Annotated in this window: 25 protein-coding genes and 1 tRNA gene; 16 read left to right on the top strand and 10 right to left on the bottom strand. The window is 66.9% G+C overall.

Annotated features, from left to right (window positions below; translation table 11 throughout):
* Positions 1 to 144 precede the first annotated feature (144 nt).
* From IEW34_RS27995 to IEW34_RS28005, 3 genes are all read right to left on the bottom strand, one after another.
* On the bottom strand, positions 145 to 549 hold the full coding sequence (locus IEW34_RS27995; protein ID WP_188612545.1) for an Rrf2 family transcriptional regulator: 405 nt from the start codon (positions 547 to 549) through the stop codon (positions 145 to 147).
* Positions 550 to 607: 58 nt separating this feature from the next.
* Entirely contained in the window at positions 608 to 1,405 is a 798-nt protein-coding gene (locus IEW34_RS28000; protein WP_188612546.1) for an enoyl-CoA hydratase/isomerase family protein, read from the bottom strand.
* Positions 1,406 to 1,869: 464 nt separating this feature from the next.
* Positions 1,870 to 2,733 (bottom strand): LysR family transcriptional regulator, encoded by an 864-nt coding sequence (locus IEW34_RS28005; protein WP_188612547.1) that lies wholly within the window; start codon positions 2,731 to 2,733, stop codon positions 1,870 to 1,872.
* 137 nt (positions 2,734 to 2,870) lie between these two features.
* Here IEW34_RS28005 and IEW34_RS28010 point away from each other — a divergent pair, with 137 nt between their 5' ends.
* The 10 genes from IEW34_RS28010 to IEW34_RS28050 all read left to right on the top strand — a co-directional run bounded on the left by IEW34_RS28010 (position 2,871) and on the right by IEW34_RS28050 (position 10,952).
* Positions 2,871 to 4,415, top strand: a complete 1,545-nt coding sequence (locus IEW34_RS28010; RefSeq protein ID WP_188612548.1) for an MFS transporter — start codon at positions 2,871 to 2,873, stop codon at positions 4,413 to 4,415.
* Positions 4,366 to 5,040, top strand: a complete 675-nt coding sequence (locus tag IEW34_RS28015) for a DUF4865 family protein (RefSeq protein WP_210324611.1) — start codon at positions 4,366 to 4,368, stop codon at positions 5,038 to 5,040. Before IEW34_RS28010 ends, IEW34_RS28015 begins: the two co-directional genes overlap by 50 nt.
* A 378-nt stretch (positions 5,041 to 5,418) precedes the next feature.
* Positions 5,419 to 5,616: a response regulator gene (locus IEW34_RS28020; protein WP_188612550.1), complete on the top strand. Its 198-nt coding sequence runs from the start codon at positions 5,419 to 5,421 to the stop codon at positions 5,614 to 5,616.
* A gap of 10 nt (positions 5,617 to 5,626) precedes the next feature.
* Positions 5,627 to 6,286 carry a GntR family transcriptional regulator gene (locus IEW34_RS28025; protein ID WP_188612551.1) on the top strand — a complete coding sequence of 220 codons (660 nt, stop codon included), beginning with the start codon at positions 5,627 to 5,629 and terminating at the stop codon, positions 6,284 to 6,286.
* A gap of 177 nt (positions 6,287 to 6,463) precedes the next feature.
* The gene (bioB, locus tag IEW34_RS28030; RefSeq protein WP_188612672.1) at positions 6,464 to 7,498 is read left to right on the top strand and encodes a biotin synthase BioB; all 1,035 of its coding nucleotides are present in this window, start codon (positions 6,464 to 6,466) and stop codon (positions 7,496 to 7,498) included.
* A 372-nt stretch (positions 7,499 to 7,870) separates the two neighbouring features.
* Complete coding sequence (locus tag IEW34_RS30985) at positions 7,871 to 8,005, top strand: hypothetical protein (protein ID WP_280516341.1); 135 nt, start codon at positions 7,871 to 7,873, stop codon at positions 8,003 to 8,005.
* 371 nt (positions 8,006 to 8,376) lie between these two features.
* Positions 8,377 to 9,039, top strand: coding sequence for an AAA family ATPase (locus IEW34_RS28035; RefSeq protein ID WP_188612552.1), 663 nt, complete (start codon positions 8,377 to 8,379; stop codon positions 9,037 to 9,039).
* An 81-nt stretch (positions 9,040 to 9,120) separates the two neighbouring features.
* Positions 9,121 to 9,678 carry a nucleotidyltransferase family protein gene (locus IEW34_RS28040; protein WP_244642267.1) on the top strand — a complete coding sequence of 186 codons (558 nt, stop codon included), beginning with the start codon at positions 9,121 to 9,123 and terminating at the stop codon, positions 9,676 to 9,678.
* A gap of 284 nt (positions 9,679 to 9,962) precedes the next feature.
* Positions 9,963 to 10,214: a hypothetical protein gene (locus IEW34_RS28045; RefSeq protein WP_188612554.1), complete on the top strand. Its 252-nt coding sequence runs from the start codon at positions 9,963 to 9,965 to the stop codon at positions 10,212 to 10,214.
* 366 nt (positions 10,215 to 10,580) lie between these two features.
* The gene (locus tag IEW34_RS28050) at positions 10,581 to 10,952 is read left to right on the top strand and encodes a hypothetical protein (RefSeq protein WP_210324612.1); all 372 of its coding nucleotides are present in this window, start codon (positions 10,581 to 10,583) and stop codon (positions 10,950 to 10,952) included.
* Positions 10,953 to 11,115: 163 nt separating this feature from the next.
* Here IEW34_RS28050 and IEW34_RS28055 read toward each other — a convergent pair whose 3' ends face one another.
* From IEW34_RS28055 to IEW34_RS28070, 4 genes are all read right to left on the bottom strand, one after another.
* Positions 11,116 to 12,435: a TRAP transporter large permease gene (locus IEW34_RS28055; RefSeq protein WP_188612556.1), complete on the bottom strand. Its 1,320-nt coding sequence runs from the start codon at positions 12,433 to 12,435 to the stop codon at positions 11,116 to 11,118.
* Positions 12,435 to 12,941, bottom strand: coding sequence for a TRAP transporter small permease subunit (locus tag IEW34_RS28060; RefSeq protein WP_188612557.1), 507 nt, complete (start codon positions 12,939 to 12,941; stop codon positions 12,435 to 12,437). The genes IEW34_RS28055 and IEW34_RS28060 overlap by 1 nt, the downstream gene beginning before the upstream one ends.
* Before the next feature lie 142 nt (positions 12,942 to 13,083).
* A complete protein-coding gene (locus tag IEW34_RS28065) occupies positions 13,084 to 14,088 on the bottom strand; it encodes a TRAP transporter substrate-binding protein (protein ID WP_188612558.1) in 1,005 nt (334 codons plus the stop codon).
* A gap of 899 nt (positions 14,089 to 14,987) precedes the next feature.
* On the bottom strand, positions 14,988 to 15,905 hold the full coding sequence (locus IEW34_RS28070; RefSeq protein ID WP_188612559.1) for a Hint domain-containing protein: 918 nt from the start codon (positions 15,903 to 15,905) through the stop codon (positions 14,988 to 14,990).
* Between the two features lie 555 nt (positions 15,906 to 16,460).
* Between IEW34_RS28070 and IEW34_RS28075 the strand changes: the two genes are divergently transcribed.
* The 3 genes from IEW34_RS28075 (at position 16,461) to IEW34_RS28085 (ending at position 17,648) form a co-directional block, all read left to right on the top strand.
* Positions 16,461 to 16,706 carry a hypothetical protein gene (locus tag IEW34_RS28075; RefSeq protein WP_188612560.1) on the top strand — a complete coding sequence of 82 codons (246 nt, stop codon included), beginning with the start codon at positions 16,461 to 16,463 and terminating at the stop codon, positions 16,704 to 16,706.
* The gene (locus tag IEW34_RS28080) at positions 16,679 to 16,951 is read left to right on the top strand and encodes a hypothetical protein (RefSeq protein ID WP_188612561.1); all 273 of its coding nucleotides are present in this window, start codon (positions 16,679 to 16,681) and stop codon (positions 16,949 to 16,951) included. The genes IEW34_RS28075 and IEW34_RS28080 overlap by 28 nt, the downstream gene beginning before the upstream one ends.
* Before the next feature lie 202 nt (positions 16,952 to 17,153).
* Positions 17,154 to 17,648, top strand: coding sequence for a tyrosine-type recombinase/integrase (locus IEW34_RS28085; RefSeq protein WP_188612562.1), 495 nt, complete (start codon positions 17,154 to 17,156; stop codon positions 17,646 to 17,648).
* Positions 17,649 to 17,674: 26 nt separating this feature from the next.
* Here the strand turns inward: IEW34_RS28085 and IEW34_RS28090 are convergent.
* A tRNA-Glu gene (locus IEW34_RS28090) sits at positions 17,675 to 17,750 on the bottom strand.
* 250 nt (positions 17,751 to 18,000) lie between these two features.
* Between IEW34_RS28090 and IEW34_RS28095 the strand changes: the two genes are divergently transcribed.
* Together IEW34_RS28095 and rpoH are read left to right on the top strand one after the other, a co-directional pair.
* Entirely contained in the window at positions 18,001 to 19,029 is a 1,029-nt protein-coding gene (locus tag IEW34_RS28095; protein ID WP_308424403.1) for an RluA family pseudouridine synthase, read from the top strand.
* Between the two features lie 248 nt (positions 19,030 to 19,277).
* Positions 19,278 to 20,195 (top strand): RNA polymerase sigma factor RpoH, encoded by a 918-nt coding sequence (gene rpoH / locus IEW34_RS28100; RefSeq protein WP_188612564.1) that lies wholly within the window; start codon positions 19,278 to 19,280, stop codon positions 20,193 to 20,195.
* Between the two features lie 349 nt (positions 20,196 to 20,544).
* Here the strand turns inward: rpoH and IEW34_RS28105 are convergent, their stop codons facing one another.
* A complete protein-coding gene (locus IEW34_RS28105) occupies positions 20,545 to 21,876 on the bottom strand; it encodes a histidine kinase (protein ID WP_188612565.1) in 1,332 nt (443 codons plus the stop codon).
* A gap of 32 nt (positions 21,877 to 21,908) precedes the next feature.
* The gene (locus tag IEW34_RS28110; RefSeq protein WP_188612566.1) at positions 21,909 to 23,201 is read right to left on the bottom strand and encodes an adenylosuccinate synthase; all 1,293 of its coding nucleotides are present in this window, start codon (positions 23,199 to 23,201) and stop codon (positions 21,909 to 21,911) included.
* A gap of 312 nt (positions 23,202 to 23,513) precedes the next feature.
* On the opposite strand from IEW34_RS28110, the gene IEW34_RS28115 reads away from it, so the two are divergent.
* Positions 23,514 to 24,461 (top strand): DMT family transporter, encoded by a 948-nt coding sequence (locus IEW34_RS28115; protein WP_244642268.1) that lies wholly within the window; start codon positions 23,514 to 23,516, stop codon positions 24,459 to 24,461.
* Positions 24,462 to 24,468: the final 7 nt, after the last annotated feature.

Here is a 24,468-nt window from a genome sequence, read left to right on the forward strand (position 1 = left end):
CTCATTTAATACGAAACATGATTTGTTTTATTAAAGTCTGCGCCTAGAGCATTTTCGAGCGAAGGGACGCCGGTTCGCGCGAAAGAAATGCGACAAAACAGATAAGTAGAGTATTTCCGAGATCCGGAGACATGCGGAAATACTCTAGTCGATCGCGGCCAGCAGGGCGGCCAATTTGGTGCGCCGGAAGGTCTGGTCGACGGCCTCGCTCGCCGCATCGAAGACCGGCGTCAGCGAGCCTGCCATGGCCCGATAGATCGGACAGCGCGGATTGCCCGTGGGCCGCAGCGCGAACAAGTCGCCGCCGACGGCCTTGTGAACATCCTCGAGCGTGATCTCGGCCGCCGGACGCCGGAGCGCCACGCCGCCGTGGCGGCCCGCTCGCAGGTCGACGATCCCGGCTCGCTCCAGGGACTTCAGGATGCGCCTCACCACCACCGGATTGGTCTTGAGGCTCTTGGCGATGGCAGCCGACGTCGTGCTGTCGCCGACGCGGGCGATGAAGCAGAGGATCTGGGTCGCGCCGGCGAGAAGGCTGTTGGCCGCCATAAATAGAACCGTAGTTGATCTATTTATCCAGTCAAGTCCGGGCGCCAGGCGCCTCGCCTCACCGTCCCTTGAAGCGAGGCGGCCGGCGCTCGAGGAAGGCGGCGACACCTTCGCGATGGTCCTCCGTCAGGCTGGCGAGCGCGAACTGGTCGACGTCCATGTGGCTCGCCAGGTCATCGAAGGCGTGAGCCACGCGATCGACCGTCCGCTTGGTCATGGCGACCGACAGCGGCGGCAGCGCCGCGATGCGCTCCGCCATGGCCAGCGCCGCGGCGAACGTGTCCCCATCCGGCACCACCTCCTCGACCAGGCCCCAGGCCAGCGCGGCGCCTGCGCTGATGCGGTCGTTGGCCAGGATGACCGCCTGCTTGGTGCGGGCCGGGCCGACGAGCTGGACCAGGCGGGGGATGGTCTGCCAGCTCATGTTCATGCCCAGGGCGACCTCCGGCACACGCATATGGGCGCCCGCCGCCATGATGCGGAAGTCCAGCGCCACGGCCAGGGCCACGCCGCCGCCGACGCAGAAGCCCTCGATGGCGGCGATGGTCACCTGCTCCATGTCCTCCCACGCCTTGGTCAGCCGCGGCCCGAGCCGCAGGTGCCGGCGCCGGGCGCCGAGGTCCATGTCGGCGCGGGCGCGGCCTTCCGGGTCCTTCAGATCGAAGCCGGCGCTGAACGCCCGATCGGCCCCGGCGAGGACCACCACGGAGGTCGCCGCGTCGTCTTCGAAGCTACGCGCCGCATCGGTAAGCTGCCGCAGCGCCTCCGGCGAGAGAGCGTTGACGCCGTCGCCGCGGTCGAACCGCACGACGGCGATGCGGCCGTCCGGGCCGCGTCCCTTCTCAATGGTGATCATGCGTCCTCCCCGTTCACTATGCCCTTCCCGACGGGGCGTGGCCCGCTGGAGCCGGCCGGAGCACACGTGCCATCGAATACCCTGCGATAGGTGGGCCAACCTGCACCATGAACGTTAAACTAGCCCGATTGTCGGAGCGATGTCTCGGCCTTGCGGCCGGACTGCTGCGGATACCTCTGCCATGGCCGCCGCCAGCCCGCGCCGGCGCAACGAGGTCGAGCGATGCAGATGGACGGTCACGGACGGCGCCAGGCTCGACCCCTGCCGACGAACTGGCGCGGCGACTGCGCGCGGAGCCGGTGAACGCTCCGTCCGCTCGACGACGTACCGCCTGCATCCGCGGCGTGCGCGCGGGCCAGGCCAGGCCTGTGCTCGCCGGAACGTGATCCCAGAGAGTAGAGATCGCCTCCTGGGCAAGATCACGCTCAATAAAGCGCGTGGACCTGGATGAGTGCCTGAAGGCGTCATCCCGCGGCAGTGGGCTCTCGATGCTCACGGAACGCTGCCGCCAGCACCCGCAGGGCTGCCCGCGATCGCTGGTCCGTCAGGGACGAATGGAGTACGACGTCGGATGACGGGAGCTGAGGAAGTCCAAAGCGCCCCCCGATATCGACCGTGCCGGCGGGGGCAATTCGATAAGAGAGGGGTGCAACCGCCACTCCCGCCGCGACGGCGGCATGCACAGCCGAAGACCCGCCTCCCAGGAATACTTCGGTCCATTTTATCCCCGCGGCATCGAGCAAGCGCGTGGCCGTATCACGAACGCCGCAGGTGGGGCTGAGAGCAGCCAAGCGAAGCGGCTCGCCCTGGCGGTGCTCGAAACCTTGCGTGGCGAACCAGCCCGCGCGCTCGCGCGCCAGCATCTCTCCATCTCGTCGATCATCCTCGCGCTGGACAATCGCCGCGTCGAGCCTGCCTTGATCGAACAAGTCAAGGAGCCTGCGCGAACTATCAAGCTGCACTTCGATGGTCAGGTGCGGGTCGTGAGCGTGCAGCCGCCCCAGCAGCGTCGGGACCTCCGGCCCCGCCACATGCGCAGCAATGCCGAGGCCAAAGCGTCTCGGGGGCGAATTCAGTCCCGCAACGGCGCGCTCGTGAGCCGAAATCAGCTCGCGCGCCCCTTCCAGAAAAGCGGCCCCTTGCGCCGAAAGCCGTACCGACCGCGGCGTTCGCTCAAGCAGTCGACTGCCGATGCGATCCTCTAACCGCTTGAGCTTCACGCTGATCGCACCCTGCGTGGTGCCCAGTGCATCGGCTGCCCGCGTGAAGCTGCGAAGCTCGGCAACCATCACGAAGACCCTCACGGCCTCGATATCGAGTGTCAGCATGGATCTATCCGAATTTGTTATCTCTAAAATACATATCAATCAGGTTCTGTTGTGATCAAGCGCCTCCTATGTTCGCCCGCACTCGCCGCGGAGCGGAGCCCCCCGTGTCGGGGGGATGTGGGTCGGAGCCAAAAGTCATGACAAGTCCGAAGACGGGCGGGAACGCGGTCGCGCTAGCGTCTGTCTGCCTTGCGTCCCTCATGTTCGGGCTGGAGATTTCCAGCGTTCCGACGATCCTACCAACCATCGAGGCCGTGCTGCATGCCGACTTCAAGCAACTTCAATGGATCATGAACGCCTACACGATCGCGGTCACGACGGTCTTGATGGCGACGGGGGCGCTCGCCGATCGGTACGGCAGGAAGCGAATCTTCGTCGGCGCCATCGTCATCTTCGGCCTCGCATCTCTGATCTGCGGCTTGGCGCCCAATGCCCCCGTTCTCATCCTGAGCCGATTTCTCCAGGGAATGAGTGGCGGGGCGATGCTGATCTGCCAGGTCGCCATCCTCTCGCATCAGTTCCGGGAGGGGGCGGAACGCGCTCGTGCTTTTGCCGCATGGGGGATCATATTTGGGATCGGCCTGGGCTTCGGTCCGATCATCGGCACGGCAATAGTCGCCATCTCCAACTGGCAATGGGTCTTTCTGATCCACGCGATTTTCGCCATCGTCACCGCCGTCCTTGCTGCGGGCAGCGTACGGGAATCGCGCGATCCCGATGCGGGGCATCTCGATCTCGCGGGCATCGTGACCCTTTCGACAGCAGTATTCTGCGTGACCTTCTACATCACGCAAGGGCCTGAACTGGGCTTCTTTGGTCCGGCAGGACTCGCTGTTGCTTTCGTTGCCGCGCTTAGCTTGCTTGCTTTCGTGCTGGTGGAAACACGGAGCAGCCGTCCGATGTTCGACTTCTCGGTCTTTCGGGAGCGCGCCTTCTCTGGCGCGCTCCTGGGCTCGATGGGCATGAACTTCAGCTTCTGGCCCTTCATGATCTATCTTCCGATCTTCTTTCAGAGCGCCATCGGCTACGACAATGTTGCGGCGGGCGCGGCACTGCTAACCTACACTTTGCCCACGCTTGTCGTGCCGCCCCTCGGCGAGCGGATCCTGCTCCGCTTCCAGGCCGGGATTGCGATCCCGACGGGCCTCTTTGTCATCGGCCTTGGATTTATCCTGATGTGGGCGGGCAGCGGACTTGAGCAGGCGAGCTGGCTGACCTTGTTGCCGGGCTGTCTGACCGCCGGTATCGGGCTGGGCCTGACGAACACACCCGTGACCAACACGACGACGGCGGCGGTGTCGAGCGCGCGCGCCGGCATGGCCTCGGGCATCGACATGAGCGCCCGGATGATTTCGCTGGCGATCAACATCGCGCTGATGGGATTCATTCTGACCGCGGGCATATCCTCGTGGCTGCGCAGCGCCGTGCCAGGAGCGATCGAGGCCTCGCGCCTGCAAGCTCTCGCCGAGAGGATTGCAGCTGGAAGCCTCGTTACATCGGACGTCCCCGAACTCCATTCCATGGCGTCGCCCGACGCTATCGTCCACGCGTCTTTGGTTCACGGCTTTGGTCTGGTGATGCTGTATGGCGGCATATGCGTCTGGGTGCTGGCCCTGTTGAGTTTCCTGACCTTTGGCCGCGCGCCCGGAAAATCCGAGCTGTCGCTCGCGAACGAAGTGTAGGAAATCGTGCTCCATCCCTCGCCAGCCCCCACAACTCGTTGAGGCTTCGACGATGATCATTGCCCACTACGCGCACCGTCTGCCGGCGCAGTACGATCTGGACGCTCTCCGGAGGCGGTCCAAAGAGCGCGCTGCCGTCTGGGACGTGGCACCCGAGCTATACTTCAAGGCCTTCCTGCTCCGCGAGACGGGCCGCTTCGGCGCGATCGCGAACAGCTTTTCGTCGCTCTATCTCTGGCGACAGGACAAGGCGCTCCGCGATTGGCTGATGCGGGGCGGCTACGAGGTCGTCACGCAATCATTCGGTCGCGCCGAGATTGAGACGTTCTTCGCGCTCGACGCCTTCCGGGGCAGAGCCGGAGGAGCTCGCTTCCTCTACCGGAACGATGTCGCCGTTCGGCTCGATGCCGATCTGACCGCGGCCTTCGCGGCCGAGGTCGATTTGGCGCGGACGTACGCGACGGCGCCGGACGTCCGCGCAGCCATCGTCGGCCTCGACCCTCGGCACTGGAGATTCGTGCGGGTCGTGTTGTCCGAGGCGGAGCTGGATGGAAGCGAATTCGGCGCCGCCTATCAGATTGCGCATCTTTCGAGCCCACTCCTCGACACGTTGCCCTCAGGTTGAGGCGCTTTCCGGGGGCCACCTCCGCCCTCGGGGAAGTCGGTAGACAGCTTCGGCGCGCCGCAGTCGTGCGGGATGACCGCCGCCGCCGGCGATCGCAGCACCCGCGCACATGCGGCTGGGACCGTCATTCGGGCAGAGGCTGGGGCACGAGCGATCCCATGTGGAAAAAACGACTTTGATTACATATTCTTGCGCGACTGATCGGGACCTGCCAGACGCCCGACGCCCGGGCGTCGCCGATGGGCTATGCTCGACAGGCTTGCGCGGCGTGAAGCCCTGTCCCATGGACAAGCGCTTCAGGTGCGCGTTCGATGGCCGAGGGGGGTTCGCGTGCGGGTTCGTGCCGGGCGTCGAGGCGGCCAAACCATGGGACGAGGGATGACCAGAGCGATAAGGCGCGTATTGATCGTCGAAGACGTTCCGTCGCTCGCCGAGACCTACGCTCCCTATCTGGCCACGGAGCCGGTGGAGACGACCGTCGCCCACACGGGGGCCGCGGCGCGGGACGTGAGCCCGTCGACACTCTACCGCATCCAGGCGTGGCAGGACGCTGCCCAGCAGCCGACTTATCTATAATATCGACGCGATGAGCACGCCCCCCGACGAGACCGTGGCCGCCCGCATCAGCCGGACCTTGGCCGACCGCATCATCGCCGGCGCCCTGGCGCCGGGCGAGCGCCTGCGGCAGGACCACATCGCCGAGGAGTTCGGGGCCAGCCACGTGCCGGTGCGCGAGGCGTTCCGTCGCCTGGAAGCGCAGGGGCTTGCCGTCAGCATTCCCCGCCGCGGCGTACGGGTCGCCTCGTTCGACCTCAACGAGGTGAAGGAGGTGGCCCAGATGCGCGCGGCGCTGGAGACGCTGGCGCTGCGCCATGCCGTGCCGCACCTGACCCCGGCGATCCTGGACCAGGCCGAGCAGGCCACCGCCTTCGGCGATACCTGCAAGGACGTGCGTTCGTGGGAGGAGGCGAACCGCACCTTCCACCGGCTGCTGCTGACGCCCTGCCGCATGCCGCGGCTGCTGTCCTCGATCGCCGACCTGCAGGCGGCGAGCGCCCGCTTTCTCTTCGCCGCCTGGCGCTCGACCTGGGACGCCCGCACCGATCACGATCATCGGGCCATCCTGGCGGCACTGCGCCAGGGCAAGTCCGACATCGCGCTCGCCACGCTCACCCGGCATGTCCTGCGCGTCGGCACGCCCGTGGCGGCCGGCGCCAAGGCCAGGCAGCCGGTTCCCCTGGGCTGACCGCGGCGCCCCCGGGGCCCCTCCCACCTTCGCAGCATTGATCGCCGTCGGATCGGGCGCGGCCGCAAGATCGGCGCGGCCGGCGGCCGCGCTTGCCCGGCTTGCGCCGCCGGTCAAGCTCAGCCAACATAGGAGATAAATGTTATAAATTATCTATAAAAGGAGAACCAGATGAGCATGACGGTCGAAAGCACTGACGCGAATCTCCGCCGACCGCCCCTTCCCCAGCGGGAGGAGTCGCGGCTGCGCCACGATTGGACGCTCGCCGAGGCGATGGAGCTCTACCGCGCGCCGCTCAACGACCTGCTGTTCCTTGCCCATCGCCTGCACCGCTCCTACTTCGAGCCCAACGAGGTGCAGCTGGCACGCCTGCTCAGCATCAAGACCGGAGGCTGTCCCGAGGACTGCGGCTATTGCAGCCAGTCCGCCCACCACAAGACCGGCGTCAAGGCGACGAAGCTGGCCGAGGTCGAAACCGTGCTGCGCGAGGCTCGCAAGGCCAAGGAGGCGGGTGCCACGCGCTATTGCATGGGCGCCGCCTGGCGCAACCCCAAGGCCCGCGACATGGATGCCGTCGTCGCCATGATCAAGGGCGTGCGGGAGATGGGCATGGAGACCTGCGTCACCCTGGGCATGCTCACGGCGCACGACGCGGCCCGCCTGAAGGAGGCTGGGCTCGACTACTACAACCACAACATCGACACCTCGCCGCGCTACTACCGCGACGTCATCACCACGCGCACCTTCGCCGACCGGCTCGACACCCTGAGCACGGTGCGCGAGGCCGGCATCAACGTGTGCTGCGGCGGCATCGTGGGCATGGGAGAGACGGCCGAGGACCGCGCCGACATGCTGGTCACGCTGGCCAACCTGCCCGACCACCCGGAGAGCGTGCCGATCAACATGCTGATCGCCGTGCCCGGCACGCCCCTGGCGGGCGCCGCGCCGCTCGATCCCATCGACTTCGTCCGCACCGCGGCCCTGGCTCGCATCATGATGCCGGCGTCCACGGTGCGCATCGCCGCCGGCCGCAAGGGCATGAGCACGGAGCTGCAGGCCTTGTGCTTCTTCGCCGGGGTCAACTCGATCTTCGTCGGCGAGACGCTGCTGACGGCGGGCAATCCGGAGGAGCAGAGCGACGCGGCTCTGTTCGCTCGGCTAGGGCTGACCGCGGCCGCGGCGGCCCCCGCACGGCGCCACGGCCGCGCCTGAGCAGACGACGACGCGCGTCATGGCCGAGCCCGCCGCTCAGCCCGGCCATGACGCAACGAGCGTGGCAAGGCAGGTGGAACGCCTGCTCCGTACAATCGTTCTTTCGTAGGGTCGGCGAATTGTCGCGCGTACGAGACGGATTTATCCGCCTCGGCCAGGCTTTCCAGCTGGAGCTGGTCAGCAAAACGCGCCTGATCTATCGGCAGTATGCCAAAACGAATTGCAGATCAGCAACGTAAGATATTGTTGCACGATCTCCACAGGGCACGATTGTTACGGCTCCGCACTCCCTGAACTTACCCGGCAGGAGGGTTGACCATTCGTTAACCTTCTGCGCCCATGCTCCTTCGCGACAAGAACGAAGGGGCTGCGATGCAGTCGATCCACCTCCGAGAATTCATCATCGCCGCCGGCCTCGTGGCGATGGTGGCCGCCGCGGTCGGCCTCCAGCTGACCGCAGCGGGAATCGCCGCTCGTCCCACGGCGCAAGCAGCCAAGCTTCAGTAGACCCCGCCGGGCGCGGCGCATCGCGGCGGGCCCCGCACGGGCCCCATCCAACACGCCGGGCCGGAACGGCGTCCGGCTGGCGGGTTGCCACCCCGTCCCGTGGCATCGTCCGCACCTCGGTGTCGCCGCAAGCCGGCAGGACCGGTCCGCACAGATGTCGAACCCACCGGGCCCAAGATCTCGGCGGGCCGTGCCCTGCATCCCATAGACTTTCCGCCAAGATCATCGGCGAATTCACCGGCGAGCATCTGTCGATCGCCTGACGCCCGCAATCGTTAACCCTATCGATACGTGCTCCAGGCTATTTGCTGACTCTGCATGGCGCCGGGATCTCCCTCGGCGCCCGATGGACTGCCGGGTAGCGGACACAGATGGGATCGACGTTCATCATCGCCGTGGTGCAGCGGAAGGGCGGGGTCGGCAAGACCACCGTCGCCGTGAACGTCGCGGGCGAACTCGTGCGGCTCGGGCACAGCGTGACCTTGATCGATGCCGACCCGCAGAAGTCGGCGTTCGCCTGGGCCAATCCGCGGCGCCTGCGCTTTCCGGTCCGCCACCACGCCTACAGCTCGGCGCGCATCACCGCCTGGATCAAGGCGATCTACACGTCCGGCACCGATGTCACCATCATCGACACGCCAGGGGACCTGGGCTCGGTGTCGCGCACGGCGATCGAGCTCGCCGACATGATCATCATGCCGTGCGGACCGTCGAGCCTCGACATCAATTCGGCCAAGCAGACGCTGGACAAGATCGACGAGCTGTCGCGCTGGCCCGGTGCCGCCATGCCGCGCATCGTCATCGTGCCGACGCGCGTCGACGCGCAGACCCTGGAGGGCCAGTTGATCGCCCAGGAGCTGGCGGAGCTGGGCCACGACGTCGGGCCGGTCCTGAGCTACGATACGAACTTCGTGCGGGCTTTCGCCGAAGGCCTGACGGTCACCGACTTCGCTCCGGGCTCGGCGGCCGAGCACGAAGTCCGCGATGTCGTCAGCTTCATGCTGACGCCGGCGCAGGCGCAGCCGGCGATGTAGCCTCGAGGCGGCACTGGGCCGACCAGCCCGGCGCGGCGTCGCTCGGCGATGCACGCCTGGGCACGGGGAGCAGCGGGTCGGGTGCCGATCTCCAATGATGCCTTCGTCGGATGGGTTCTGGCCAACCCGGCCAACGCCGCAATCATCGAGCGGCTGCCGCGCCTCGGCCTGCCACAGTGTGTCCTGACCGCCGGCTCCCTGTTCCAGACCGTCTGGAACCGGCGCTGCGGGCGCCCGGCGGCAGCCGGCATCAAGGACTACGACGTCTTCTATTTCGACGACCGCGACCTCTCGTGGGCCGCGGAAGACGCCGTCATCCGGCAGGCTGCGGACCTCTTCAAGGACCTCGGCGTCTCGGTCGAGATCAGGAACCAGGCACGCGTCCATCTCTGGTACGGCGATCGGTTCGGCGGCGCCTATCCACCGCTGGGCTCGGCGAGGGAGGGCATCGACCGGTTCCTCGTGCGCTGCACATGCGTCGGCCTGGACGCTGCCGGCGATCTCTATGCGCCCAATGGGCTCGACGAGCTGTGGGAGGGCGTGCTGCGGATTAATCCCAAGCATGCCCGCCCCGAGCTGTTTCGCCGCAAGGCCGAGGCCTACCGCGCCCGCTGGCCGTGGCTGACCATCGCCGGTTGACGATAGGATGCGACCAATAAGTGCCATTCCCGGGCCAAAGCGGGGCGGCTACGTCAGGGCTGCGGCCAACCGGCGCTTCTCGCGCGTCGCGCGATGGGGCGAACTGATCCGATCGCAAGAGGCGCTTCAGGTTGGCTGGTTTGGAGCCTGTCGGGGCAACTGGATGCCGTCATCCAGTCGCAACATGCCCGAAGAGGGGTGCGGTCGATGCTGACCTTCAATTCACGGCGCTCGCGCCGGTCCGCGGTGCTCGGCACCCCCATCATGACGAGCGGGGGCCGGCCATGAACATCGCTGGCAGCGCCTTCGACCGGCTCGACCCCGATGCCGGCCTGCCGCCCGCCGGCGGCGCCGACCTGGCGCGTGATCTGCGGGCCGACATGCCCTGGCTCTCCGGCCAACAGATTCAGACGATCGTCGACCGCGACCGCGAGCTGCGGCGGCGTATCGACACCTTCGGCCATCTGTCGAGCCTCATGTGGCTGCTCGGCACGGCGGGCGCGGCCGCCCTGATCCTGCTGACGCTGCGGTTCTAGAGCATTTCCGCGTTTCTTCGAATCGCCGCAATGCTCTATCTGTTTGCGTTTTCTTCACGCGAACCGGCGTCCACTTCGCTCGAAAACGCGCTAGAGCATGATCCCAAAAGGCCGGTACCGGTCTGGGCAAGTTTCCCAAACAAAGACTTGGAACGGGATGATCGTTCAATGAAAATCATCTCGCTTTCGACGCTGGGGCGGCCTCCCACCGATCGGGTGGACGGCCCGTCGGGACAAGATGTGCGTCCGCACGGGCAGCGCGAGCCTGCGGGTGGGCCATGCCGGGGCCGCCGTGCCATGCGCAGCCCGAGGTTGATGGGTGGCCGGGAATGATTAAAATCGCTCCGAATGGGAGGAGCGATGGACGTGTTCGACGAAGTCGAGGCGGGATCTATTTCGCCTGACGGATCGCGGTTGGTGATCGAGCTCGTCGGGCCGAACGGTACAGCGCCGATCTCGCTCCCGGTCACCGAGATCAGCGGCCTGGTCAATCTGTCCCTCCGCTTGTCGACGGCGATCGCCGAGCGCCATGGCACCGACCCGTGCCTGCCGGTCGTCGCCTGCGCGATCGGCTCGGACCGCGACGGCCATGTGACCCTCGCCTTCGGCCTGGAAGGCGAGGCGGAGATCACCGTCAAGATTCACCAGGATTCGGCCAAGGAGATCGCCGACACGATCCTCGACATCCTGGAACGGCGCGCGCTCGCCGAGCGCCTGCGCGCCGCCAACCTGCCCTGACCCCACCGCCAGCGCCGACGCGGCGGGCGGCGTCTCTGCCGATCCTTGTGCAGCGCCGGATGCCTCGGGCTGCAGCTGGTAAACCCGTCATGGTCGCAGAAGCGGACGTGGCGGCCGTCAAGCCCAACCAGCCATCGTCCCCTCCGTGTCGCCAAGCGGCGCGTCACGTCGGACCCATGACGTAGTTGGGAAGCCACGTGGCAACGCCCGGAAAGATGCTCAGGATCACGATCCCGAGCAGCATGAGCAGGACATAGGGCAGCGATCCGGTCAGCACTTGCTGCGCCGGTACCTGCGGGGCGATGGCCTTGACCACGAACAGGTTGAGCCCGACGGGCGGCGTGATGAGGCCGATCTCCATGTTGACCGTCAGGATCACCGCGAACCAATAGGGATCGAAGCCGGAGGAGACGATGATCGGGTAAAGCAGCGGCGCCGACATCACGATGATGGCGACCGGCGGCAAGAACATGCCGGCCACCAGCAAGAACAGGTTGATCAGCGCCATCAGCACCCAGCGGTTCACCTCCAGGGACGCGATGGCCCCCGCCACGGTCTGGGTGATGAAGAGCGAGGAGAGGGCGAAGGCGAAGAGCTCCGCCGAGGCCATGATCATCATGATCATGACGCTCTCGCGCAGCGTCGACGAAAAGATGTCGAAGATCGGCTTCGGCCGGAACAGCCGGTACATCACGATGACGACACCGAGCGTCAGGAAGGCGCCCGCGCCCGCCGCTTCCGAAGGCGTGGCCACGCCGCCATAGAGCACGTACAGCGTGCCGAGGATGATGATGAGGAAGGGCGTGACCTTCGGCAGCGCCGCCAGCTTCTGGCCGAGACTGAAGCGCTTGCTGCGCACGTCGAAATCAAAGTTCTTGCGGCGGCAGTCGTAGAGCGCCCAGGCCATGAACATCGCCGTGAGCATGAGACCGGGCATCACGCCCGCCAGGAACAAACGGCCGATCGAGGTCTCCGTGGCGATCCCGTAGACGATCATCGTCACCGAGGGCGGGATGAGGATGCCGAGCGTCCCGCCCGCGCAGATTGATCCTGTGGCGACCGAAGCCGGATAGCCTCGCCTCAACATCTCGGGGATGCCCATCTTGCCGATGGCCGCGCAGGTCGCCGGGCTCGAGCCCGTCATGCCGGCGAAGATGGCGCAGGCGCCGATGTTCGAGAGCACCAACCCGCCGGGGACACGGTTGAGCCAGCGGTCGAGCGCCTCGTAGAGGTCGCGCCCCGCGGGGGTGGCGGCCACCGCCGCCCCCATCAGCACGAACATCGGGATGGAGACATAGGCGAGGTTGGCGATGCCCGCGAACATGGTCTCGGCCAGTACCTCGAAGACGCCGATACCGTTGGCGATCAAGAGGCCGCAGATCGCGGTCAGGCCGAGCGCGAAGGCGATGGGCATGCCGGTGGCCAGCAGCACGAACAGCAGACCGATGACGAGCAGGCCGGAGGACGTGGGCGAGAGGCTCATCACACGTGGCCTTCGGCTTCAATTGGGCCACTGACGCGGCGGATGAGTTCGGCGACGTACTGGAGCGACAGCAGAGCGAAGCTGACCGGCAGCGGCAGGAGCGGGATCCATAGGGTGATGGCCGCCACCGTCGAGGTGTGCCAGTCGTTGACATACGCCTCGTGGAAGAAGGTCGCGCTTGCGATCGTCATCATCAGCGCGAAGAGCAGGCCAAGGACGCCGCCGACGATGCCGACGACGCGCCGGGGTCCCTCCGGCAGCGCGGTCTCGATCACGTCGACTCCCACGTGCCCGCTGGTCTTCAGCACATAAGGCGCACCAAGGAACATGGCCGCGGTAGCCGAGAAGACGACGAAGTCCGTCTGCCAGATGGTCGGCGCGCGAAACACGTACCGCAGGAAGATCATCTCGCAGATCACCAGCATCGCCGCGATTAGCATCAGGCCGGCGACGACCGCCGCAACCTTCGAGATGAGGTCGACCGCTCGCAGGAACAGGCTGATCATGGGAGACTTTCGCTTATCGGGATGATCGGTGCGCGGCGGGACTGGACGCCGCATCCGCCGCGTAGCGGCTACGGGCCGTCGATCGTCCGTCGGCGCAGGCGTTCCGCGGCCTCCCGGCGCAGGTGCCGCGGCGGTGGCGCGGTCACTGGACGGCGAGAGCCTTCTTGATCAGTTCGCCGCCACCCTTCACCTTCTCGGCGTAGTTCTTGTAGGAGCTTTCCTGCGCCACCTTGAGCCAGGCGTCGTAATCGGACGCGGACATCTCCACCACCTCGACGCCGGCCTTCTTGTAGGCGTCGATCAGCTTCTGATCACCCTTGCGCACCTCCTGCGCGAACCAGGTCTGTGCCTTCTTGCCGGCGTCCAGGATGGCTTTCTGCTGCGCGGGGCTCAGCCGGTTGAACACCTGCTTGGACATCAGCACGGGCTCGTACATGAACCATAGGGCGTTGGCCCCCGGCGCCGTCAGGCACTTCACCTGCTCGTAGAGGCGGTAGGAGACGAAGCTCTCGGACGAGGTGTTGGTCGCGTCGAGCACGCCCGTCTGCATGCCCGAATAGATTTCCGAGGATGGCATGGACGAGATGGAGGCGCCCGCTGCGGCGAGCATCTGCTCGAAGGCGGGGCCGGCGGCTCGGGTGACCTGCCCCTTGATGCTGTCGGGACCGGTGATGCAGCCCTTCTTGGAAGCGAAGGCGCCGGACAACCAGGCATCGGCGATCACGATGGCGCCCTGCTTGTCGACGATCGCCTTGATCTCCTGCATGAAAGGCGAGTCGTTCAGGCGCTCGGCGCGATCGAAGTTCCGCACCAGGCCCGGCATCAGCGTGGCCGAGAACTGGGGCACGCGGCCGGAGGCGTAGTCGAGCGGGAAGGACGACATGTCGAGCTGGCCCTTGGTCAGCGCGCCCCACTGCTCGTTGGCCTTGAACAGCGACGAGCCGGGGAAGACCTGGACCTTGAGGCCGACTTTGGCCGCCTCGACGTCGCGGGCGATCATCTGCACCATCTCGTCGCGGGGATCGCCCTTGCCGCCCGGAAACTGGTGGGACGCACGCAGCGTGACGTCCTGCGCGAAGGACGAGGTGGCAAATGCCAATGCGCAGCCTACGGTCAGAGCGCGCGCAATCGAACGCGTACCGGCCATGCTGTCCTCCTCTTTTGCCGCCTGGCGGCGGGCGGTTGACGTTTCCTCAACGTATTCTTGACCGGGCGGTTGATCCGCCCGCCCTGTTCCGGTTGCCCGGAGCCGAACCCACCCTAGGCGATCCGGCGATAAATGTCCTTTGGCGGTCGTGTAGGACGTTCGTCTGAACCTCGCCCCCGCGCGGCAGGTGGCGACGCGCCCGCCGGCGTGCCATTGATCGCCGCGCCGGAAGCAAAAACGCATCGGCGCGGCCGCCCTGATAGGCCGAAAACTCCGTCACCACTCGACCCGCTACTATTGCTCCAGCAGAATGATGATCTATCCAATATGGTCCGAGTTGGTCGTGGGCCGGACTTCAGCCGATGCTGCGGCCGAACGGCGTGCCTTGCTGCCGCTGCCCGTCTTCGGCATAGGCGTGCTTCACCGGCAGTGAGGGACGCCGAGCCGCCCACGCTCCGCCTCGTCATGCTCGCGGCCATCCTCGGCCTCAGGCGGCGCGGCGAACGATGCGAGGCGGCGAGACGCGGGACGGGCAAAACGACGTCAAATAGACAATCTGCTCTCCACAGCTGCTTCTGTAGCGAATTCTCGCGCCAGCACGCTATGAGGCAGCTCTGGCATCGCCTCTCCGACACGTCACCACAACTGTTGCAAGCCTGAAACTCGCGCTTTGAAAAGCTTCGATGCCCCGCCGAGACAGGCGCCCCCAAGTCCAACGTCGTCTTATGACGGGTTCAGAAGCGGGGACTGGCGCCATGTTCCGATCAGACGGGCTCATCCAATCGAGGCGAATGTCCGCATTTCTAAACCCGTTCGCACTTGCCTGACCTCTGAGGCTTCTGACGTTGCGCCGTCGCGAGCGGTGCCAGGGCAGATGGTGATGCTCAGATCACGGGGGGCTAGGCGGCCGCGGCGCCGACGAAGCCCAGCGCCTCGGCCCGCGTCGCGAGCCGTTCTCGTACGGCCCGCGGCAGCTGGCGCGCCGACTTGATGCGCGGCAGCTCCAATTCCGGCAGCCGCGCCTCGCATGCACCGAACAGCGCCTCGTACTCGGCGTAATTGTCGAAGCGGCGGCGGGTGACGTTGTCGACGAATGTTTCGGCCGGCGCGCCCTCGGCGAGCACCAGCGCGTGGTCCTCCAGTTCGATGTGGTAGTAGGTGAAGCGCTCCTCAGGCTGCTCCACGCGGGTGATCGTAGTGCCATTCACCAAGGCGCCGGCCTGTACCAAAACGTCGTCGACCAGCAGGGCGTGGTCGGGCGAGACGTAGAGGTCACGGACGGGCACGCCCTCGGCCAGGGCCCCGGCCATGATGCGAACGGGATAGCACGTTGAGGGATCGGCGAACGTCGCGGCCACCGCTTGACGCCCGATCCAAAGGATATGCCGGCTCCGGCCATCGGCGGTGAGAACCAGGTCGCCTCTGACGAGATCCTCGACTGCAACGTCGCCATCCGGTGTAGCGATTCGTGTGCCAGCCAAGAAGCAGGCAACGAATTCGCCGGAGTTCGTGATCTGGAAGCTGCCCGCCGTAAATTCCACTGCGAAGCTTCTCCCCATGATGTCTGCAACAGGAGTTGCCGCTGGCGCGAGAAAGAAAATGGGGTTTGTGCTAGAATTTGATGAGAACTGCGCGAAGACGCTATCTTCAGAGAAGCCGAGCACCTTTATGGCAAGACCGGTAGCGAGAGGGATGACACTGCCGACCGGATACTCGCCGGGAGAGATGGCATAATTGCCGCCTACTCCGTTTATCAGAAGAGAATTGCTAACCTGATCGTAACTTCCTGAGTATAGCCTCACCGAATAGTCTGCCATGGAGCCCCCCCAACTCTGATTGCGACGGCACATCATACGCGCCCAGCCATCTCTCGCATAGGCGAGGCTCTGGCGTGGTACAACGTTGTGGTGCGTCGCACAATGGGGCTCGTCACCAGGTTGTCGATAGTGGGGCGCCCGACTGTCGGCGGAGCCTTTTGCATTCCGGAACCCGCCCGTCGCAGCTAGCTGCGCGTTAGGCTTCGATCTCGCAGGGCCAGTCTAGCTAGGGAGGTCTGCCACGAGGGCTGCCCCTCTCGGGGCTTCGGATGCGTCGGGGCGCGAATCTCTGCGTCATCGAGAACGGCCCTGGGATGTCCGCGCGGCGGTCGAGCGCCAAGCCGGCCAGCAGGCCGACCAGCACCATGCCGACCGCTGGCGGGCGGGGCGAACGCCCATCGTGCTGCACCTGGGCGATCATGACCCGTCGGGCCTGGACATGACCCGCGACAACGGCGAGCGCCTGAGGATGTTCGCACGGTCAGATGTCCGGGTCGTTCGGCTGGCGCTCGACTGGGACCGCTTCTCCAGCGCGCCCCCTCAAGGAACATTGTGATGGAGCTGGACAAGGACCTACGTGACGACGCCGAGGGCGAGCTGATCGATGCCCAGAGCTTCGCGTTAACGATCGCCTGTCGTGGTGGCCGGTGGCAGGTGAGCTGCGTCGATTTCGACGTCCCGGATCCAGAGCCGGATCCCAAGAGCGACCTAATCGAGATGAGCATTGGAGAAGGGAATAGCTTCACAGAGGCTTGGCACAACCAGGCGCCACCATGGGCCAGGCGGATCTGGGCATCGTGATCCTCGACCTCGGCAAGGGCTCCCCGCAACCGGATCCGAATTCGGCGCCGATCTGTCAACCGGACCCGGAGGGGCCGGCGCCGGCCGCCACCGCGTGCCAGCGCCGTGAGCGCCTGATCGAAGCTCTTCGCCAACCGCAGCGTGCCGCCCTATCCGACCGCGCGCTCGGCCGGCAGTTCGGCGTCTCGCCGCAGACCGTCACCACCTGGCGCCGGAAGCTCGCCGAGGAGGCTCTCCAACGATGACGCGCGCAGCTCAATCTGAGCGCCACCTCGCGCTGCCTCGCACCCTGGCGCCGACGCATGCCGGCACCCAAGGAGGTGAAGAAGGGGCACCACTCGTGGACCCTGGACGAGGTCGAGCAGTTTGAGAGCACCCACCCGTGGCACGAAGGCGAGGCCGGCGACGGCGCTGCTGCTCTATTCGGCCCGCCGGCGCGAGGACGCCGTGCGGCTCGGCCCGCAGCACATCCGCGGCGGCTGGCTCAAATACACGCAGGCCAAGGGCGAGGATCTTGCCGATCGGGAGCCGGTCGATGTCGAGGTGCCGGTGCACCCCGATCTCGACGAGGTGATCGCAGGCACCAAGATCACGCACCTCACATTCCTGGCCACCCAGCAAGGACGAGCCAGAACGCCAGCCGGCTTCGGCAACGTCTTTCGTGAGTGGTGCGACGCGGCTGGGCTACCACATTGCTCGGCGCACGGCCTCCGCCACGCCATGGCCGCGCGGCTGGCAGAACGCGGAGCTTCACCCCATCAGATCATGTCGGTGACGGGGCACAAGACGCTCGCAGAGGTGCAGCGCTACACCAAGGCGGCGGACCGCCGGGGCACGGCAAAGGCGGCCATGGGCCTGCTCACCGAGCCTGAAACGGGAACAGAAATTGTCGCACCTCAAGTCGAGGTTCAGAAAAGTGCGACAATTAGGGGAAAAAGCTGAGGATAATCAACGCGTCTGAAAAGAGGTGGCGCTCCCAAGGGGACTCGAACCCCTGTTTTCGCCGTGAGAGGGCGACGTCCTAGACCGCTAGACGATGGGAGCTTCCAAACGCGGAAGCGGTCGTATAACGATATCGCGCCGCGCATTCAAGCGTCTTCTGCCGATCGTGGGCAGCGAAAATGCGCCCGGCCGCCTCCGCACTCACACATCTCCGATTGGCCACCATCTCTCGCCGCGGCTCATGACATCGCCCCCCGCCAACCAACGACCCATCCGCACCACACCGGCCGGGGCGGACGACGATGCCGTAGAGGCCGACGTTCTGCCGCTGGAGGACGATGGCGAGGAAGACGTGGGCGAGGAGGACGAGGGCGTGGGCGGCGAGCAGCACACGGTCGTGGCCGCGGCGGATGGCCGGCTCGACCGGATCCTCGCGGCGGCGCTGCCGGAGCTGTCGCGCACCCGCCTGCAGCAGCTGGTCCGCGCCGGGGCCGTCCGCATCGGCGCGGGGCTCGCCGACACCCCGTCGCTGAAGATCGCGGCCGGCGAGACCATCGCCCTGATCGTGCCGCCGCCGAGTCCCGCGGCGCCCGCGGGCGAAGCCATCCCGCTGACGGTGCTCTATGAGGACGACGAGTTGCTGGTGGTCGACAAGCCGGCGGGCATGGTGGTGCACCCCGCCGCCGGCCACCACACCGGCACCCTCGTCAACGCGCTCATCGCCCACTGCGGCGCCTCGCTCTCCGGCATCGGCGGCGTGCGCCGGCCGGGCATCGTGCATCGGCTCGACAAGGACACCAGCGGCCTGATGGTGGTGGCCAAGACCGACCGAGCCCATGCCGCCCTGTCGCGGCAATTCGCCGATCACGGCCGGACCGGCCCGCTCGAGCGGGCCTATCTCGCGCTGGCCTGGGGGGGCTTGCCGGTGGGCGGGCTGAGCATCGACAGGCCGCTCGCCCGCAGCACCCGCAATCGCGAAAAAATTGCCGTGGCGCCGCCTGGACAGGGGCGTGAGGCGATCACACATGTCGAGGTCGGCGCAATTTGGCCCGCGAGCCAGGAACCGGTGGTTTCGCTTTTGCGTTGTGAGCTAGAGACCGGTCGAACTCATCAGATTCGCGTACATCTGGCCTCGCTGGGCCATCCGCTGCTGGGCGACCCGCTGTATGGCGGGGGCTTCAGGACCAAGGCGGCGCTGCTACCGTCCGTCGCGCGCGAGTGCCTGGTGGCGCTGGGCCGTCAGGCGCTCCATGCGGGCGTGCTCGGGTTTGCTCATCCGACGACAGGCGAGGCTCTTTCCTTCACGAGCGAGCCCCCCGGCGATCTTGCGGCGTTGGCGCAATCGCTCGGTTTCGACACACGGAGCCTGCTTCAGCGCTGATGTGCGCCAGCGCACATCATGCCGGTCGCCGACCCGTCATAGTCGCACAACCACGAGCCGCCTCGCCCGCGACAGGGAAAAACTGTCGCCATCGTGACCGACGTCATCGGATGTCGATCTCACCGAGCAACGGCCACCAGCTGCAGGCCCTCATTCGGCCACCGTCGGTGCAGCACAATGACGAACGGCTGGCACAACCCGCAGCCGTCCGGGCGCTCGCCTGAAAGGGAGCGCGGAAGGAGGTTCACATGGCCGCAGCATCTCTTCCGGCGTTAGCCAACGAAGGCGGACTGTCTCGCTACCTCGAGGAAATCCGCAAGTTCCCCATGCTCGAGCCGCAGCAGGAATTCATGCTGGCCAAGCAGTGGCGTGAACATGGCGACCGCGATGCGGCACACAAGCTCGTAACGTCACACCTCCGTCTCGTCGCGAAGATCGCGATGGGCTATCGCGGCTACGGCCTGCCGATCTCCGAGGTGGTGTCCGAGGGCAACGTCGGCCTGATGCAGGCCGTGCGGCGCTTCGAACCGGATAAGGGCTTCCGCCTTGCCACGTACGCCATGTGGTGGATCAAGGCCGCCATTCAAGAGTATATCCTGAGATCGTGGTCGCTGGTGAAGATGGGCACCACGGCCAACCAGAAGAAGCTGTTCTTCAACCTGCGCAAGGCCAAGGGCCGCATCTCGGCGCTGGAGGAGGGCGATCTCAAGCCCGACCAGGTCAAGTACATCGCCGAGAAGCTCGGCGTGCCCGAGCAGGACGTGGTGGACATGAACCGCCGGCTCGGCGGCGACGCCTCGCTCAACTCGCCCCTGCGGGCAGGGGGTGAAGGCGATGGCGAGTGGCAGGATTGGCTGGTCGACGATAGCGCCAGCCAGGAATCGCTCCTCGTCGCCGACGAGGAGAGCCAGAACCGGCACAAGGCGCTTCTGGAGGCGCTCGGCGTGCTCAACGAGCGCGAGCGCCGCATCTTCGAGGCGCGGCGCCTGGCGGAGGACCCGATCACCCTGGAGGAACTCTCCGCGGAGTTCGGCGTGTCGCGCGAGCGGGTGCGCCAGATCGAGGTGCGCGCCTTCGAAAAGGTGCAGGAGGCGGTGAAGAAAGGCGTCGCGCGGCTCGAAGCGCCTCGCGCGGCGCGGCCGATGCTGGAGGCTTCGCCGTCCTGACCGGCGGCGTGGCCCGAGGCCGCGCCGTATCGCAGCATACCATGTATGGCCGGGCCCCGCGCCCGGCCATACTTTTGCCTGCGGTCCCCCGCGCCCGCGCGTCTCGTCTGGCCGCGAGTGATGGGGGTTCGCGGCAACCGCCCGAGCAGACCTGGAGCGCTCCTTTAATCAGGTCAGTCGCTCTGATCGGAAAATGCGCATAACCTTTTGAAACCGGCGTGCGTCTCTCGCGATGGGTGCTTCCCCCCATCGCGAAGCGCCTGGAGCATTTCCGCGTTCTTCGAATCGCCGAAATGCTCTATCTGTTTGATTTGTCGCATTTTCTTCACGCGAACCGGCCGAAAACGCTCTAGTTGCCTTGCCAGGCATTGAGCGCCTGCGTCACCACGCTGTCACCGCTCGCCCCTTTTTCGAGGGCGAGGACCGCCCGCCGGCCGTTGCCGTAGCGGATGGGGATGTCGATCCACGGCCGGGTGCGGATCAGGTCGAGATTGCGCTCGATATCCGCCGGCAGGTTCGAGAGCCCGACCAGGAACACCGAATCGGTCACCGGCACCGGCAGGCCGGCGAGAGGCACGCCGCGGGCGTTCTCCTCGCCCTTAAACTGCGGCACGCCGACGTCGCGGATGATGCGGTTGTCGGTGGCCGTTCCGGTCTTGCCGAACGTCATCTCGATGATGTGCGAGGCGGGCAGGGTCGCGTCCGTGTTGCGGCGGATGGTGATGGCCAGCGTCACGCCCGCCTCCGGCACCTGAACGTCGGCCCGGATCACCGTCTCGAGGGGCTGGCCCTGCCCGGGGCTGGCCGAATCCAGCCGCCACGCCACCTTGCCCTGCAGCACCGTGGGGTTCTGCGGATTGTCCGGCGTCTCCTCGTAGAGGATGGCGCGCTGCGCGCCGGCGACCGGCTGGGCCGGCGCCGGCTGGGCCGGCCGTTGCGGCGCCCCCGGCGCCGCCGGCTCGCCGATGCGCTCGTTGTATTTGCGCTCGCCGTCGCTCGGGGGCGCGGTCGTCTCGGGCGAAGCCGCCTGCCGCTGGGGTTGGTTGACCTTGTTGAGCCAGTAAGCGGCGCCAGCCATGGCCGCGATCGCCACCGCCAATCCACCGCCGATGAGGAGGGTACGCCGGCTCCTGCCTTCGCCCGGTTGCCGCGACGGCGCGATCCGCGGCCGCCGCACGCCGGCGTCGACCGCCCCGTCACGGGAGGGCGCGCCATCACCGGTGTCGCCGTTGCCCTCCGCATCGGCGGCAGCGTCGTCGTCGGGTGGAGCGGTCTCGCGCGCTTCGACGGGCGCCGGCTCGGGCCGGCGGGGGCCGATCGGCGGGCGGCCCGGCGACGCCGGGAAGGCCGGGCGCAGCGGCTGGCTCGGCGACGGGAGTGGCTGCGGGATGGCCGCCGGCGGCGCGGCGGGCGGAGGGGGCAGCGAAGGCGCAGGCGCGCTGACCGGAACTGAGGGCTCGGCCTGTTCGGCGGCGAGATGCTCAGCCTCGATGCGGTCGATCACCTCCTCGAGCGTGACCATTTCCCGCGCGACGTCCTCGTCGGCCAACGGCGGATCGAGCGCCCGGAGCTGCCGGAGCAGGACGTCCCTCGCCCGCTCGTAGACCGCCTCGCGCGTCTTGGGGTTATTGTCGGGCAGGCCGCCGACGGCACGCACCAACAGAGGATAAAAGTCCGCCATGCCCGCTGGAATCGCCCCCGCCCAGCTTGTTGTCAACCTTCGAAGGGATTGTGGACCAAGATGGTGTCGTCGCGCTCCGGGCTTGTTGACAAGAGTGCAACAGGCGCGCCGATCAACTCCTCGATCCGGCGAACGTATTTGATCGCTTGAGCCGGCAGCTCCGCCCACGAGCGCGCCCCGGCGGTCGAGCCGGACCAGCCTTCGATGGTCTCGTAGATCGGCTCCACGCGCGCCTGGGCCGCCTGGTTCGCCGGGAAATGGTCGAGCGTGCGGCCGTCGAGGCGGTAGCCGACGCAGACCTTGATCTCCTCGAACCCGTCGAGGATGTCGAGCTTGGTCAGCGCGATCCCGTCGATGCCGGAGGTCCGCACCGTCTGGCGCACGAGCACCGCGTCGAACCAGCCGCAGCGGCGCTTGCGCCCGGTGTTGACGCCGAATTCCTTGCCCTTGCGGCCCAGCGTCTCACCGATCTCGTCGGTGAGCTCGGTCGGGAACGGGCCGCCGCCGACGCGCGTCGTGTAGGCCTTGGCGATTCCGAGCACGTAACCGATCGCCGACGGGCCCAGGCCTGAGCCGGTCGCCGCCTGCGCCGCGACGATGTTGGAGGAGGTCACGAACGGATAGGTGCCGTGGTCGATGTCGAGCAGCGCGCCCTGGGCGCCCTCGAACAGGATGCGCCGCCCCTCGCGCCTGAGGCCGTCGAGCAGCGACCAGACCGTATCCACGTAAGGCAGCACGGCCGGCGCGATGGCGGTCAACGCCGCGATCAGCTCCGCACTCCCGACCTCCTCGATGCCGAGGCCGCGCCGGAGCGCGTTGTGGTGGGTGAGCAGCCGCTCCACCTTGTCGGGCAGCGTCGCGGCATCGGCGAGGTCGATCACCCGGATGGCGCGGCGGCCGACCTTGTCCTCGTAGGCCGGGCCGATGCCGCGCTTGGTCGTGCCGATCTTGAGCCCGGAATTCGATGTCTCGCGAAAATGGTCGAGCTCGCGGTGCAGCGGCAGGATCAGCGTCGCGTTGTCGGCGATCTTGAGCCTGTCCGGGCCGATCGAGACCCCCTGGGCCCGCAGCTTGTCGATCTCCTCGACCAGGTGCCAGGGATCGACGACGACGCCGTTGCCGATCACCGACAGCTTGCCGGGCCGCACGATCCCCGAGGGCAGCAGCGCCAGCTTGTAGGTGGTGCCGTCGATCACCAGGGTATGGCCGGCGTTGTGGCCGCCCTGGAAGCGCACCACCACGTCGGCCTGCTCCGACAGCCAGTCGACGATCTTGCCTTTGCCTTCGTCGCCCCACTGGGCGCCGACCACCACGACGTTCGTCATCGTGCTTCTAGAGCGGCCACCGCCCCGACGAAGCCGGAGCCACCACCCTATCCCTCTGCTCTGACACCGGACCAGTCCCCAGGCGGCTGTCGCCTCCAGGCCCGATGCCGTAAACCCCTGACAACAAAAAACCCCGGCTGCAAGGCCGGGGTCCTTGCAGCCCGTCATCGGTTATTCGCTCGGCAAGGTCAAGCGCGCCGTCGCCGGCGGCACCGCGCCGCGTCTGGGCGACCTGCTCCAGGCAGCGGGCACTTGGCCGGTATGCCCAAAGTTTAGTGCCGCACGCCTAAGCGATAGGCTAAGGCGATGCGCATGTCGTCACCGGCCCTCACGTCCTCGCGCATCGGCCGCCTGCGCGGCCTTGAGCGCAATGCCTATTTGCTGCTCACGCTCACCGCGCTGATGTGGGCGGGCAACGCCGTCGCCAGCCGCCTGGCGCCGGGCGAGCTTTCGCCCATGGTGATCACGACGCTGCGTTGGGCCCTCGTGCTGGCGGTCCTCAGCGTCACCTCGCGCCGGACGATCGCGGCCGAGTGGCGTCAGGTGCTGCCCCAATGGCCGCTGGTGCTGGCGCTCGGCGGGTTGGGCTACACCGCCTTCAACGCGCTGTTCTATGCTGCCGGCCACTACACCAGCGCCGTCAACATCACCCTGTTTCAGGCCAGCATCCCCATCGTCGTGCTGATCGGCAGCTTTCTCGCCTATCGCACGCCGATCTCGGCCATGCAGGTCGTCGGCGTCGGCACGACGGTGCTCGGCGTCGTCCTCGCCTCCACCCACGGCGACCTGTCGGTGCTGCGCACCTTCGCTTTCAACATCGGCGACGGCCTCTTGCTCATCGCCTGCGTGCTCTATGCCGGCTACACCGTGGCCCTGGCGGCGCGGCCGAAGGTCTCGGGCGTGACGCTGTTCGCCGCGATGGCCGCGGCAGCATTCCTGACCTCGCTGCCGCTGCTCGCCTTCGAGGTGGCCCAGGGCGCGGCGCTATGGCCGGCAAGCCTGAACGGCGTCCTCCTCGTCGCCTATATCGGCCTGTTCCCGTCGCTGCTCTCGCAGCTCTTCTTCATGCGTGGTGTCGAGCTCATCGGCGCCAACCGCGCCGGGCTGTTCATCAATCTGGTGCCCATCTTTGGCGCGCTGCTCGGTGTGCTGCTGCTCGGCGAACGCTTCGGCCTGGTGGAAGCCCTGGCGCTGGTGCTCGTGCTGGGCGGCATCTACGTGGCCGAGCGGCTGGGGAGGCCGCGCCGAGCTCGGACGTAGGCGCGAT

It is taken from the genome of Chelatococcus reniformis, assembly GCF_014640075.1.
Classification (GTDB): Bacteria; Pseudomonadota; Alphaproteobacteria; order Rhizobiales; family Beijerinckiaceae; genus Camelimonas; species Camelimonas reniformis.

Excerpts from the sequence above, each read along its gene's own strand:
- IEW34_RS28025 (WP_188612551.1), top strand. The coding sequence starts at position 5,627 with ATGAGCACGCCCCCCGACGAGACCGTGGCCGCCCGCATCAGCCGGACC.
- rpoH (WP_188612564.1), top strand. The coding sequence starts at position 19,278 with ATGGCCGCAGCATCTCTTCCGGCGTTAGCCAACGAAGGCGGACTGTCT.
- IEW34_RS28080 (WP_188612561.1), top strand. The coding sequence starts at position 16,679 with ATGGGCCAGGCGGATCTGGGCATCGTGATCCTCGACCTCGGCAAGGGC.
- IEW34_RS28000 (WP_188612546.1), bottom strand. The coding sequence starts at position 1,405 with ATGATCACCATTGAGAAGGGACGCGGCCCGGACGGCCGCATCGCCGTC.
- IEW34_RS28070 (WP_188612559.1), bottom strand. The coding sequence starts at position 15,905 with ATGGCAGACTATTCGGTGAGGCTATACTCAGGAAGTTACGATCAGGTT.
- IEW34_RS28060 (WP_188612557.1), bottom strand. The coding sequence starts at position 12,941 with ATGATCAGCCTGTTCCTGCGAGCGGTCGACCTCATCTCGAAGGTTGCG.
- IEW34_RS28020 (WP_188612550.1), top strand. The coding sequence starts at position 5,419 with ATGACCAGAGCGATAAGGCGCGTATTGATCGTCGAAGACGTTCCGTCG.
- IEW34_RS28105 (WP_188612565.1), bottom strand. The coding sequence starts at position 21,876 with ATGGCGGACTTTTATCCTCTGTTGGTGCGTGCCGTCGGCGGCCTGCCC.
- IEW34_RS28075 (WP_188612560.1), top strand. The coding sequence starts at position 16,461 with ATGGAGCTGGACAAGGACCTACGTGACGACGCCGAGGGCGAGCTGATC.
- IEW34_RS27995 (WP_188612545.1), bottom strand. The coding sequence starts at position 549 with ATGGCGGCCAACAGCCTTCTCGCCGGCGCGACCCAGATCCTCTGCTTC.
- IEW34_RS28010 (WP_188612548.1), top strand. The coding sequence starts at position 2,871 with ATGACAAGTCCGAAGACGGGCGGGAACGCGGTCGCGCTAGCGTCTGTC.
- IEW34_RS28045 (WP_188612554.1), top strand. The coding sequence starts at position 9,963 with ATGAACATCGCTGGCAGCGCCTTCGACCGGCTCGACCCCGATGCCGGC.
- IEW34_RS30985 (WP_280516341.1), top strand. The coding sequence starts at position 7,871 with ATGCAGTCGATCCACCTCCGAGAATTCATCATCGCCGCCGGCCTCGTG.
- IEW34_RS28115 (WP_244642268.1), top strand. The coding sequence starts at position 23,514 with ATGTCGTCACCGGCCCTCACGTCCTCGCGCATCGGCCGCCTGCGCGGC.
- IEW34_RS28110 (WP_188612566.1), bottom strand. The coding sequence starts at position 23,201 with ATGACGAACGTCGTGGTGGTCGGCGCCCAGTGGGGCGACGAAGGCAAA.
- bioB (WP_188612672.1), top strand. The coding sequence starts at position 6,464 with ATGACGGTCGAAAGCACTGACGCGAATCTCCGCCGACCGCCCCTTCCC.
- IEW34_RS28055 (WP_188612556.1), bottom strand. The coding sequence starts at position 12,435 with ATGAGCCTCTCGCCCACGTCCTCCGGCCTGCTCGTCATCGGTCTGCTG.
- IEW34_RS28005 (WP_188612547.1), bottom strand. The coding sequence starts at position 2,733 with ATGCTGACACTCGATATCGAGGCCGTGAGGGTCTTCGTGATGGTTGCC.
- IEW34_RS28065 (WP_188612558.1), bottom strand. The coding sequence starts at position 14,088 with ATGGCCGGTACGCGTTCGATTGCGCGCGCTCTGACCGTAGGCTGCGCA.
- IEW34_RS28035 (WP_188612552.1), top strand. The coding sequence starts at position 8,377 with ATGGGATCGACGTTCATCATCGCCGTGGTGCAGCGGAAGGGCGGGGTC.